This window comes from Acinetobacter sp. YH12144 (genome assembly GCF_013418345.1).
GTDB lineage: Bacteria > Pseudomonadota > Gammaproteobacteria > Pseudomonadales > Moraxellaceae > Acinetobacter > Acinetobacter amyesii.
Genome location: NZ_VPCD01000001.1, coordinates 24379 through 37019 on the forward strand (window position 1 = coordinate 24379; position 12641 = coordinate 37019).

At 37.8% G+C, this 12641-nt stretch carries 14 protein-coding genes; 4 read left to right on the forward strand and 10 right to left on the reverse strand.

What is annotated here, in order from left to right; genetic code table 11:
- Positions 1 to 42: 42 nt before the first annotated feature.
- The 6 genes from FTU79_RS00130 to FTU79_RS00155 all read right to left on the reverse strand — a co-directional run bounded on the left by FTU79_RS00130 (position 43) and on the right by FTU79_RS00155 (position 3486).
- The gene (locus FTU79_RS00130) at positions 43 to 378 is read right to left on the reverse strand and encodes a carboxymuconolactone decarboxylase family protein (RefSeq protein ID WP_180048629.1); all 336 of its coding nucleotides are present in this window, start codon (positions 376 to 378) and stop codon (positions 43 to 45) included.
- Positions 379 to 433: 55 nt separating this feature from the next.
- Positions 434 to 829, reverse strand: coding sequence for a rhodanese-like domain-containing protein (locus tag FTU79_RS00135; RefSeq protein ID WP_004988491.1), 396 nt, complete (start codon positions 827 to 829; stop codon positions 434 to 436).
- Between the two features lie 100 nt (positions 830 to 929).
- Complete coding sequence (locus tag FTU79_RS00140) at positions 930 to 1712, reverse strand: sulfite exporter TauE/SafE family protein (RefSeq protein WP_117008074.1); 783 nt, start codon at positions 1710 to 1712, stop codon at positions 930 to 932.
- A gap of 64 nt (positions 1713 to 1776) precedes the next feature.
- A complete protein-coding gene (locus FTU79_RS00145) occupies positions 1777 to 2649 on the reverse strand; it encodes an MBL fold metallo-hydrolase (RefSeq protein ID WP_180048630.1) in 873 nt (290 codons plus the stop codon).
- A gap of 2 nt (positions 2650 to 2651) precedes the next feature.
- Positions 2652 to 3068: a DUF6691 family protein gene (locus tag FTU79_RS00150; RefSeq protein WP_106986400.1), complete on the reverse strand. Its 417-nt coding sequence runs from the start codon at positions 3066 to 3068 to the stop codon at positions 2652 to 2654.
- Position 3069: 1 nt separating this feature from the next.
- A complete protein-coding gene (locus FTU79_RS00155) occupies positions 3070 to 3486 on the reverse strand; it encodes a YeeE/YedE family protein (protein ID WP_005400072.1) in 417 nt (138 codons plus the stop codon).
- Between the two features lie 120 nt (positions 3487 to 3606).
- Between FTU79_RS00155 and FTU79_RS00160 the strand changes: the two genes are divergently transcribed.
- A complete protein-coding gene (locus FTU79_RS00160; RefSeq protein ID WP_005251415.1) occupies positions 3607 to 3915 on the forward strand; it encodes a metalloregulator ArsR/SmtB family transcription factor in 309 nt (102 codons plus the stop codon).
- A gap of 259 nt (positions 3916 to 4174) precedes the next feature.
- Here FTU79_RS00160 and FTU79_RS00165 read toward each other — a convergent pair whose 3' ends face one another.
- The 3 genes from FTU79_RS00165 to FTU79_RS00175 are packed head-to-tail and all read right to left on the reverse strand — an operon-like array spanning position 4175 to position 7327.
- Complete coding sequence (locus tag FTU79_RS00165; RefSeq protein WP_004984479.1) at positions 4175 to 4888, reverse strand: ABC transporter ATP-binding protein; 714 nt, start codon at positions 4886 to 4888, stop codon at positions 4175 to 4177.
- Positions 4881 to 6104, reverse strand: a complete 1224-nt coding sequence (locus tag FTU79_RS00170) for an ABC transporter permease (protein ID WP_180048631.1) — start codon at positions 6102 to 6104, stop codon at positions 4881 to 4883. The genes FTU79_RS00165 and FTU79_RS00170 overlap by 8 nt, the downstream gene beginning before the upstream one ends.
- On the reverse strand, positions 6101 to 7327 hold the full coding sequence (locus FTU79_RS00175) for an efflux RND transporter periplasmic adaptor subunit (protein ID WP_180048768.1): 1227 nt from the start codon (positions 7325 to 7327) through the stop codon (positions 6101 to 6103). The genes FTU79_RS00170 and FTU79_RS00175 overlap by 4 nt, the downstream gene beginning before the upstream one ends.
- A gap of 726 nt (positions 7328 to 8053) precedes the next feature.
- Here FTU79_RS00175 and FTU79_RS00180 point away from each other — a divergent pair.
- The 3 genes from FTU79_RS00180 (at position 8054) to FTU79_RS00190 (ending at position 10875) form a co-directional block, all read left to right on the forward strand.
- Positions 8054 to 8908, forward strand: a complete 855-nt coding sequence (locus FTU79_RS00180) for a hypothetical protein (protein WP_180048632.1) — start codon at positions 8054 to 8056, stop codon at positions 8906 to 8908.
- 26 nt (positions 8909 to 8934) lie between these two features.
- Entirely contained in the window at positions 8935 to 10362 is a 1428-nt protein-coding gene (locus FTU79_RS00185) for a hypothetical protein (RefSeq protein WP_104426533.1), read from the forward strand.
- Positions 10363 to 10527: 165 nt separating this feature from the next.
- Positions 10528 to 10875 (forward strand): hypothetical protein, encoded by a 348-nt coding sequence (locus FTU79_RS00190; RefSeq protein ID WP_180048633.1) that lies wholly within the window; start codon positions 10528 to 10530, stop codon positions 10873 to 10875.
- Positions 10876 to 10922: 47 nt separating this feature from the next.
- On the opposite strand, the gene FTU79_RS00195 is transcribed toward FTU79_RS00190, so the two are convergent.
- Complete coding sequence (locus FTU79_RS00195; RefSeq protein ID WP_180048634.1) at positions 10923 to 12635, reverse strand: AAA family ATPase; 1713 nt, start codon at positions 12633 to 12635, stop codon at positions 10923 to 10925.
- Between the last annotated feature and the right edge of the window lie 6 nt (positions 12636 to 12641).

Consider the following 12641-nt stretch of genomic DNA (forward strand, 5'->3'; position numbering starts at 1 on the left):
ATCCCAGTGCTGATTCATATCGTTTCCCAATGATTGAAAAAATTAAGCTGTGAATTCTTTAAATGCTTCCAATGCATTAGCGGCATACATCAATGAAGGACCGCCCCCCATATAAACTGCAACACCAAGCACTTCCTCTAATTCTTGCAATGTCATTCCCATTTTGACTAGGGTTCTGACATGAAAACCGATACATCCATCACATCGTGCTGCAACACCAATCGCTAAGGCAATCAGTTCTTTTGTTTTAGGATCAATAACACCATCTCGCATTGCAACTTGTGACAATTGATTAAAACTTTTCATTAAATCAGGAGAATCCTGCGCTATTGTCTTTAAACTGCCTGAAATATTTTGAGTTAATTCTTTGTACTTCATGATTTTCTCACTTGAATGTCCATAAACTTAAGTTAGACTTAAAATAGAAATCTAGTTATTTCTCTACTGGATAACCCTGCTCTAGCCATGCTTGGAATCCACCCTGAACAGATTTCACCTGAGTAAATCCCATATTCTGTAAAGTATCTGTAGCCAGAGCTGATCGGCCACCCGTCCCACAAATCAAATAAATCGGCTGATCTTTAAGATATTCTAGTGCTTGCAAGGTATCACAATGATGGCTCGCCACAGGATGCTGGTGAATTCTCATTTCTAAAACACCACGAGGATAATTCACGGCTCGGTCTATCGCTGCCGCCTGAAATTCATCCGGTTCCCGAACATCAATCAGAATGGTTTTATGGTTTTTCATGGCTTCAAGTAAGCCGTCTACCGTCACTTCTTGAATTCGGTTTTTTGCCATTGAAATTAATTGTTCTGCTGTTTTCATTACTCTTTACCTCTTCCGATCTTTAGAAATCTGGTCTCTGATTAAATATTCATGTCTTTAAAATGCAGTTTTTAAATTTGGCTCTAATCTCTTGCTTGTATTAAGTTATGATGACTGTAGAAATTAAATAAAATGCTACGCTTATGACAGTTATGGCAAAAACCTTTTGGATTTGACTATTCTTAACTAAAGGCATCAAACTTCGACCAATCAACATCCCAGCCATACAAGCTAAAACGAAAGTCAGCGTGACCGAAACGGGGTATTGAAAACCATCTAAAATATGAGCTGAAATGCTGACACCACCTATCAGGAAAATAATCATCAACGAGGTCGCAACAATACTGCGCATATCAAGATCAGTTACTTTACTCAGTACTGGAACAATCACGAATCCCCCACCTACCCCAAGCAAACCAGTCAATAAACCTGCCACGACACCAATGGCACCGAGAGACAATGCAGTTTTCATGTTCCAAATCAGACGACCAGTTGTTTGGTTAACTTTACACAGCACACCTGTATGGTCATTCACTTTTTTAAAAAAAATCCGGTAAGCAACCACGAGCATGACTAAACTGAATGCTAAGGTAAGCCATACAGGAGAAATTATTCCTCCCAGATGCACACCATAACGTGCTGAAGGAATGCTAATCAGTGCAATCCAAAGCGCAGCCCGATAGCGTACTATCTTCTTAAATAAGCCTTCAAATGTTCCAACCAAGGCAGATAAAGTGACTGCAAGCAAGCCAACAGGTGCAGCTTGTGCGACCGTCCATCCTTGACTTGCCATCAGTGCGGGTACGGCCAGAATGCCACCACCAGCACCGGTTAACCCAAGCAAACCACCGATGGCCAGTCCTTCAAGTATTAGCATCCACATCGCTAGTGCCCCCTCTATTACCAAACCAATTAAACAAAACTTGTTGTTTAATCTTAAAATTTGCCTATTTGAAGTAATTCAGTGGAAGTTTTAAATAAGAAACACCATTCTCTTCGGGTTCAGGGAATTGTCCTGCTTTCATATTGATCTGTATCGAAGGTAAAATCAGTTTGGGCATACTTAAACCCGCATCGCGCTTATTACGCATTTCAACAAAATCATCTTTGGTCGTGCCGTCGTGAATATGGATATTCTGATTTTTTTGAGTCTGAATATCAGATTCACATACATATGATTCACGTGTTTCAGGCAAATAATCATGGCAGAGAAATACACGTGTTTTCTCAGGCAGTTGATACAAACTTTGTATTGAATCAAAAAGGATTGATGCGCTTCCCTTCGGGAAATCACAGCGCGCTGTTCCATAATCTGGCATGAATAAGGTATCACCCACAAACACTGCATCACCCATGACATAACTCAGGCAAGCAGGCGTATGTCCCGGTGTTGGAATGTTATAGGCTTTCAATGTTCCGATTTGGAACGACTCATGATCTTCAAATAAATAATCAAAGAGCTGCTGGGCATTCCATTGTTTAATATCCAGATGATAAATCGCACCAAAGGTTTCCTGTACAATGCCAATTTTCTGGCTCATGGCAATTTTGCCACTTAACTCAGCTTTGAGATATTGTGCAGCAGTCAGATGATCAGCATGTACATGGGTTTCGAGAATCCACTCAACCGTTAAACCCTGCTCTTTAATATAGGCAATAATTTTATCGGCATGAATAGTGGATGTACTTGCTGATGCCGGATCATAATCCAGAACGCTATCAATAATGGCGCAGGCTTTGGTCGCAGGATCACGTACAACATAACTGAAGGTATTGGTATCTTCGTGAAAAAAATCCTTTACTATAGGTAAGTTTGACATCGTTAAGCTCCTGACCATTTACGGTGAATCCATACACCCACCAGCATTGCTACAATAAAATAGAGCACTTGATAGTGGCCCAAACCGATCAAGGTAAAACTTGGTGCCGGACAGATGCCGGCAATGCCCCAACCTGCACCAAATAAAACCGCACCCGTGATCAGCTTCTTATCTATCTGATTATTTTTAGGTAAATCAATAGGTTCATTAAATACTGTTTTCGGTTGTGCCGTACGTAATACTTTCTGGAAAGGAATAAAGGCCACCGCAATCGCGCCCATCATCACAAAGGCCAGACTAGCATCCCAGTCACCAAACAGATCCAAGAAATCGAGTACTTTTTCCGGATTGGACATACCCGATACCATCAACCCCACAGAGAACAGTGCACCAAATAAAAAGGCAAACAGATTTTTCATTTTAGAATGCTCCTGTGATATGACGGATAATATAAACAGCGACAAAACCTGCAAACATGAAAGTCATGGTCGCGATGAAAGAACGTTTAGACATGCGACTGATGCCACAAATTCCGTGACCACTGGTACAGCCCGAACCTAAGCGCGTCCCAAAACCCACCAGCAGACCTGCCACAATCATCATCAGTGGGCTGGCATTCAATTCGATTTCAGGTTGTACAAACAGACCATAAATAAACGGTGTGAGAATCAAGCCTGATAAAAACCAGATTGCAGGTGTTTTAAACATGGTTTTTGAGTTTAATACTTGCCCAATCAAACCACTGATTCCTGCAATACGGCCATTGACGTAAAGATAGCCAACCACGGAAAGCCCGAGCATTAAGCCGCCAATAAATGCGATGAGGAAGTCATGCATGATGAATTAATCCCTACATAATATACTTTTTTATATTATATAATAAAAAATATTAATCAAGCAGTTTTATGGTAAATTATGTAAACTGCACGGGCTACATCAAAAGTTGTGAGGACATTTATGGATATGATTGCTGAAAATGCCAAAATTGATTTTTCTCAAGTCGATTTCGTCAGCCAATGCCTGAAAGTTTTGGCCAATCCTGATCGCCTGAAAATCTTATGTGTACTGGTGGATGGGGAAATGAATGTTCAGGAAATTGAAGAATCCACTGACATTCATCAACCTACACTTTCACAACAACTGACTGTCCTACGTAAGGCTGACATGGTCAGCACACGACGTGAGGGCAAGCAGATTTTCTATCGTCTGAGTGATCCCAAGGTCTTGAGCCTGATGCAAAAGCTGTACGAGCTGTATTGCGCCTAGCCCTCCTCTTAATGCAACCAAAAAGAAATGATCAGAAGCAGTAAACCTTTGTTTTTTTAATACTCTTAATATGGAAAAATCTTGTACTCATTTTTTCTCTAGATTAGATTTAGTGAACTAAATCTGAAAAATATTTTATTCAAATTACACAGGGTTATAATTTATCGATTTACAAGTTTGTTCTTATATCGTGCTAGAATTTTGAGGTCTACTCAATGTTTTGAACTGCTTTTACCAGAAGAGTGATCTACATTCCGGCTCATTCCATCTCGTGTTTGGAATCACTCTGAATTCTCCCATCCACCAAATTAATGGTTCGATCACAGGTCGCCGATAATCTAGGATCATGAGTCACCAATAAGACTGCACAGTCATGTTCGCGATGTACTTTACGAAATAATTCAAACATTTCCGCAGCAGTTTGAGTATCCAGATTACCTGTCGGTTCATCGGCCAACAATAGTGCAGGCTGAGTAATCAGTGCACGTGCAATCGCTACGCGTTGCTGCTGCCCTCCAGAAAGCTCATTGGGTTTACGGTCAGCGAACTTATCTAACCCTACAGCGGCCAATAATTCATGGGCATATTGCAACGCAGATTGATCTGGCTTACCTTGCTTCAGCATTAATGGCATGAGTACATTATGTAAGGCAGTAAAAGCCTGTATAAGATGATGGAACTGAAACACAAAACCTATACTATTGCCTCGTAATGCTGTCCGAGCCGTATCATCCATACGGCTTGTAGCCTGCCCCAACAAGTACAACTCACCACGACTAGGCTGATCTAATAAGCCGAGAATATTCAGTAAAGTACTTTTGCCTGAACCAGAAGGACCAATTAATGCAGCAAAGTCATTCCGTTGAATACACAGGTCAATTCCATGTAATACCTCCACTTCATTAGGCTGCCCAACATTGTAAGACTTTCGCAATGCTTCTAAACGCAGTACTTCCTGAGATGGATCAAACATGACGAATTGCCTCCACAGGATCAAGTGCAGCAGCCCGACGGGATGGTATTGCAGCAGCCAAAATACCTGTCACTGTCGCCAAGAATAATGCCGACAAGATAAGCTTGATTGAAATCGAAATATAAAACAAGCCGGGACCAAACTGATTAAATCCCCAGATCAAACCATAACTGACTACACTACCAAGCATCGAACCAAGCAGACCAAAAATTGCTCCCTGAAACAAGAAAACTCTTAAAATTTGTGCTTGTGTCGCCCCCGTCGCACGTAAAATACCGATTTCCCGAGTCCGTTGCACCACACTCACCGACATCACACTGGCAATGCCAAAAGCGACTGAAATCCCTACAAAAACAATAATCATGTTTGTAGAAAGACTTTGAGCGGTAATCGCATTCATTAATTGAGCATTGGTTTCAATCCAGCTTTCTGCTTTTAATCCTGTCAGGCGTCCAACTTGTGAGGCAATTTGATCCGCCTGAAAAATATCTTGGATCGTCAGATCAATCACGGTGACCCCACCCGGCAAATTAAGTAAAGATTGCGCCTGTTTCAAATCCAGATAGACATAGCGCGCATCCAATTCACGCACACCCAATTCAAATATTCCAGAGATGTTCACAACTGCATTTTTCTGTTGCCCGGTATCTAATCTTAATTTGCTCCCAACTTGCACACCCAAATCTTTGGCTAATTGACGCCCAATTAATACATTATCCGCACTGACCTGTAATTCACCACTCACCATATATTGCTTCAACGGAATAATCTGTTGATAACGTTCAAGGTTGATACCAACCAATGCAATAGATTGAATCGCATCTCCGCGCTGTACAAATGCAGGACCTGAGACCACAGGAGAAACTGCAGTCAACACCGGTAAATGATCTAAAGTCCCAGTAATCTGCTGCCAATTATTAATAGAACGTAAGCGTTGTGCACGCTTATCTTCTTGTAACAACTGAAGTGTTCCTGCTGCTGGTGGCACAATACGATTCACCTCATCTGGTGAGAGCAAACGAATATGCGCCTGTGTCCCTAAAGTTCTTTCTACAATATTCGATTGTAAACCCTGAATTAAGGCGCTAATGAACACAATGACGGCTACCCCCACCGCGACGCCAATGGTAATCATCATCGACTGTGTGCGACCCTCTCGCAAAAAACTGATTGCGATGGTCCACTCGGTCCAAAGTCGCCTAAAAAAGTTTTTCAATCGAATTTCACCGGTAATTCATTTTTGCTATTTTTCTGATCCGTTTGACTCTGGAAAACAGGTTTAGTTTTCTCTATTCGGACACGAGTTCCATCTTTAAGCACTGATTCTGCATCGGTAAGGACGTGATCACCTTCTTTCAATCCAGCTACAACTTCCGACATGACCAAACCACGTAAACCCAGTGTGATGGGATGACGTTGAATTTTTCTATCTCTTACTAAAATAACCATAGCCTTGTTTCCACTTATACTGCTTAAAGCATCATTTGGAATGACCAGGGTTCGCTCGCGCTTGTTGGTTTCAACATTTACCGATACCGTCATGTCTTGACGCAAAAAATCAGGGACTGGATCAACTGTTAATCGAACGTCTATTGTGCCACGTTGAGCATCAATACTTGGGGCAATAAAATTAATATGGGCAGGAAAAGATTGATTTGGATAGGCATCTGCAATCACTGCTGCTTTTTGTTGTAAAGCCAGCAGTGGTAAATTTCGTTCATCAAATGGCACTCGTATTTCAGTCGCACCATCCAGTGCAATAGTGAAGAGAGTCTGACTCGGTTGTACCAGATCCCCTGGCTCAACATTACGCGTTAAAATAATACCTGAAACTTCTGCACGAATTTTGGTCTTGGCAAGTTGCGCTTGTAGTGCAGCAAGTCGTTCGCGTAATTTTGTCTCTTCAACTTTATTTGGGGCAAGTGAAGCAACTTTTAATCGAGCTGATTCCAAATTATTACGGGCGAGTCTTTCTGCCTCTATCGATTTCTCCCTTTCCTCTGCTGATAATATTCCTGATTCGGTATTTCGTCTGCGTAACGCCTCTCTTTGAGCCTGTTCTAATTGTACTTTGGCATTCGCTAAATCAACTTCTGCTTGCGGGCGTCTAGTGGTTTCGAGTTCTTTTAATTCAGCTTCTGCCTGCCGCACTTGCGCTGAAATTTCATCAGATTTCAGTACTAAAAGAATATCCCCTCGAGAGACCCGATCTCCCTCTTGAACCAAGCGCTCAAGAACAACCCCTGTAATTTCACTACCAATCTGAGTCCGAGATACTTTCTCTACCCGTCCTGAAGCAACAACTGTCTGAATCAATGGACTAGATACGACTTCATAACTAGGTAACAATGGTCCTTGCCACCAGCGATATATAGCAAAACTGACGAGCAAAACCAGTAGTATGATCATGATCCAAGGCTTATAACGGGTAACAAGCAATTCCATTCTCCAAGCCAGATTAAAGAAAAGTTTTTGAATTGAATAATTAATGTCTAGTTAAATATATATGAAAATTTAGTTACAACACACCAAATTAAAAAAGCACACCATTTTTATTAAATTATTTTCTCTTACTGTTATAGTTTTTTCATAATTTTGATTAAAAAAACAAACAAGAAATAAACCTATATTTCTATATATTTCATAATTTTATATAAAATAATAACACGTTTGAGACTTTAACATTCCAGCTATCAATAACGTAATACATAGCCATATTTAGTAAAGTAGCTGTGATGGCGTCAATTGAACTCAACTCCTAAGCTATTGATTTAGTGAACCATAAAGCCAATAGCATTTTTCCTGTACCCATTTTTTACCCAAATTAGATTTAGTGCATTGAATCACAAAATTAATTTTGTTCAAATCCAGCTTTAGGATTTGAAATGGCATACTGATTTTACCATTTTTAAATTCCCATTTAAACGCAATGATATATCATTACACACTTTAACAGTAATACTTACTTAGTTGTGAATTGAAAAAGTATTCTTCAGCTTTTGCCATCCTGCTAGGTAACTATAGAAGTGAAAGTTTCTTGCCAACGATACAAAACATAAAAAATTATTAGAATTATTCAAAAAGAGATGATTACAATTTTCACAAAAAATACTAACATAAATGATATATTTCACACAAAAATACATAATATGTAAGAGGGACAGAATGTTAAATGGCGACTTAAAAAAGAATGCTATCAACAAATTTGAGAATGCTAAAATTACCTACGAAAAATTAGGTGAAGAAGTCGGTAGAAAATCTGAAAAACTGATGAACCTCAGAAAAGATAATGCCCACAACATCATCACAAAAATTGAAGCTCTCTTTAGTGGTGTCGCTAATAAACCTAAAGAGTTTGATAAAACGTTCAGTGAATATAAAGCTGAATTTAAAGTATTTAATGAAATACTTGATCAAATTAAAGAAAATGCACGTCAGATTGATTTACAAGCAGGTGGTACTGCAGGTGCAGGTGTAGCAGCTGGTGCAGGTGTAGCAGCTTTCGCCCCAACTGCAGCTATGGCCATTGCAACTACTTTCGGTACAGCTTCTACAGGTACCGCCATTTCCGCTTTAGGTGGTGCAGCAGCCACTAATGCAGCATTAGCTTGGTTAGGTGGAGGAGCCCTTGCTGCAGGTGGTGGTGGTATGGCTGCAGGTAATGCTTTATTAGCACTTGCAGGACCGGTCGGTTGGGCAATTGGCAGTACAGCATTAGTCGGAAGTGCACTATTTGCACGCAGTAGAAATGAGAAAATTGCTAAAGAGGCGGATGAAAAAAGAAAGGAAATCGAAGTTCTAATTAGACAATTTAAAGCAGCATCTTTAGAAGTAGAAAAACTTACGGAAGAGACACAGAATCATATTGTGGGGATGCAATCCCAATTAAGAACCCTAGATTCAACACTTACTACACTTGATTATAATCAACTAGATGGCGGCCAAAAAGCACTTATGATTTCATTGAAAAATCATGTAGAGAGCTTATGTCTACTTATGAAAAAGAAAGTTGAGCTCTAATTTAATTAAATCATCAGGCAATATTAATGCAAACAACTTCAGTACAAGACCAGATTTCTAGTGCCATAGTCGATGGCATTAATGTTGCTCGACTGCACGACGAAATTACTCAACTTAATTTGCAGGATCAATGCTTTATTAATTCAATGAAGCATGTTGATCAAGTTCGAGAGTTTATTGGAACACCTGAAAATATTTTAGGTAGCGATCTTACTAAACATGGAGAAATTGCAGAACAAGTCGAAGTAGGTATTCGTAATGCAAGAGATGCTCTTGCAGGTGATACAGTCAGAGCTACCTTTGAAGGAGTGGGACGCACTGCGCCCGAAGATTATTTGATTGATGGGATTCAGGTTCAATCAAAATTTATTAATGGTTTGCGTAACAACCTTGATCATGTGCTCAAACACATGGACAAGTATGAAAACTTTGGTCGTGACGGATCTTATTATCATATTCCAAAAGATCATTATGAATTGATTTCTAAAATTCATCGCGGTGAATCTATTGAAGGTTTAAGTCAAAAGACTATCAATTCTGTTCAAGCAAAAATTGAAGAAATCCAAACCAAGTCTGGACAGCCATTTAATGAGGTGGTTCGTCCTGGGGTATCTGATTATGCTGAAGTTCAACAAGGACAAGTGCATGAAACATTAAATAAGCACAGTGTTGACCTAGAACAACAAAATGAAAAACTGAAAGACATTATTCACGATAAACATCAAGCCAACTTAACAGAAGGGCTAAAAGCAGCTGGAGCTGCAGCAGCTGTTGGTGGTGCTATTGCCTTGAGTTCCTCTTTATATCTTAAATATAAAAATGAAGGAAAAAATTTATTTAAGGGCGAGCTAACTAAAGAAGACTGGAAAGAAGTTGGATTAGATACAGCTAAAGCATCCGCATTAGCAGGTGTAACTGGTGCTGCAGTTTATAGTTTGACTAATTGTGCGGGGTTAGCTGCCCCCTTAGCCGGTGCATTTGTTACCGCATCAAAAGGGGTAAGCTCATTAGTACATGACTTTTACCAAGGGAAATTAACTTTCGAAGAGTTTCAAATGAATTCAATTTTTGTTTGTGCTGATAGCGCAGGTGTTGGTCTTGCTGCCCTAGCAGGACAAACATTTATCCCTATACCAGTCTTAGGCGCTGTCATTGGTTCAATCGCAGGAAAGTTTGTATGTGAAATTTTATTAGGTGAAGATAAAAAGCTAGCACAGAAGATGGAAGCTTCCATGCAACTTTTTGTAGCTAAGGTTGATGAAGTTTATATAAATGTCATAAATAAAATTAATACTGAATTTGAAAAAATTGCTGATTTAAGAAGTAAAGCTTTTGACTTGAGTACAAATATTTCAATTGTAGAGTCCAGTATTATGTTAGCTCGTGCTTATGGAGTCGAAGAATCAAAAATATTGAAAAATGAAAATGATTTACAAAGTTTTTTGTTTGACTAAAACAATTAGACATATGCAAAGTAAATGAACTAAGGTAAAAAAACCGCAAATTTTAATATATATTTTTCAACAAAATTACTTGATTGAAATGGGATCTAAAGTTAAATTAAGTTGATAATTTTATTAAAAAATAAAATTCAATTAACTATGAAATAAGGAGTAATTATGGGTTTTTTTGATTCTTTAGTAAGTGCAGGAAAAGCTGCAGGAAAGGCAATGACTGATGCTGTAACAAAAAAGCAGCTTGAGCAATGGGATAAAATGGAGCGCGCATCAGAAAGTAGACTTATTGATTTCTATAAGCAAAATAATACTTCAGAACGTAGTAATGCAAGTAACCGAGCTTTAGCTTTAGCAGCCATAAATAACCAAAATCAATATAAAGCTCGTGAACTATTAAGAAATGATGAAGACGCAAAACGGGCTCTCACAAGACTACGTGAAAAAATCAGTCTCGAAGAAGGCCGCAGCGCAGATGGACTCAGAGACAGTATTGATAAACTGATAAAATAATTAATAGTAATAATAGATAGTTTGGAATATCAAACTATCTATTATTTTTAAAACTGACTGAACCTATCATCATTTCTTACAGATGGTTTATACTTCTCAATGATCGTTTTAAAGAATATATCGTTAATCTGACAATCTTCTTTTAATGCTAATTTAGCAGTCTCATTTACTATATATCTGAGATCGCTAGAAGTATAACCAACCATTAATATAGCTAAGTTGAACAAATCCAAATCATCAGAACAAGGTCTATTTTCTAAATACTGTTTTAGCATTCCCAATCGAGCATTAAAGTCTGGAAAATCTATATAAATATGCTTTTCTAATCGTCCTGTTCTTAACATCGCAGGATCTATAGCTTTGGGGCGATTTGTGGCTCCAATCACAAGAATACCCTTCTCACCGCAATTTGTTATTTGTGATAAAAACTCATTCACTTCACTTGCGTAATGGTGAGTCAAATTTTCCTGACTTCGGTTAGGTAATAATGCATCAATTTCATCAATAAAAATAAGCGAAGGATTACTCTCTTCCGCTTTTCTAAACAACTTAGCTATCTTTTCTTGTGTACCATGTATATATACACTAGCTAAGTCAGATGGTTTAATTTCAAAATATGAATAACCTATTTCCTCTGCTAGACATTGTGCAATAAATGTTTTACCACAACCTGGAGGCCCATAAAGTAGTATACCGGTTAATGGTTCCACTCCATATTTTTGATATTTATCCTTTTGGATTAAAGGTTGAATAACATCTATATCTAACTGTTGTTTTAGATCATCCATACCAGCAATTTTCTGTAATCCTTTTTTATTCTCGATCTTACTATTTTTGATTTGAAAATTAGCGTTAGATTCTTTTTTATTTATCATGTTTAAAAACTGATACTTAGAATCCAAATTAAATCCAGATATTAAATCTGATTTTAATTCTTGAAAATTTAAAAATAAATTTTGGCAATTTTTATCGAAAACTATTTTAAAAACATTATCTACCTTTTCATAGGTGATTTCATAAAAAGATAAAGGGGTTGATGAATAGCTAGCTCTATGAAGTTCTATACGCTGCCTAATTGAAGTAATATCGTCAATTTCCCAATCAATATCATAATTCCATGGTTGAACACCTGTAATAGATTTATAAAATATAATCATCCATGAAAAAACGTCGTTTCCAATATAATTCTTTTTAAGAAGACGGTTATTAGATTGGTATGCCAAGTAAATTTTTTTAGCTTCTTCTGAACTAAATTCACTAACTTTAACCAAACATAAAAAACTATTAATTTTATTTAAACTATAATCTAAGTATATATAACTAGGATTAATATTTTTGTGCATTATTTTCTGTGAATGCAAATAATCTAATGTGTCCAAAATTGGAAATAAAATTTCTGAACTCTCAAATATACTTAATTTAAGTTTTCGTCTTAATAAATCTTCGAGTGGTTCACCTGAAATATAATTATTAAGAAAATAGTAATATGTTATTTGATTATCAATAAAATTTTTCAATTCAGATTGAATTATCAAATTTTGATGTCGTAATTTCGAATATTTAAGTAAGGTTTTTTCTAATAAATCTAAATCTATACTTGGGAGCTGTTTATTTTGAATAATTTTAAGTAACTTCAGGTCACAAGTTTCAATATCAACGACGCGGTACACTTCACAGCAATCATGCTCACCAAGATATGTTTGTACTTGATATCGATTAGCAATAATAGATTCTTTTGGAAATGTACCGACTCGTGTCATCTTAAC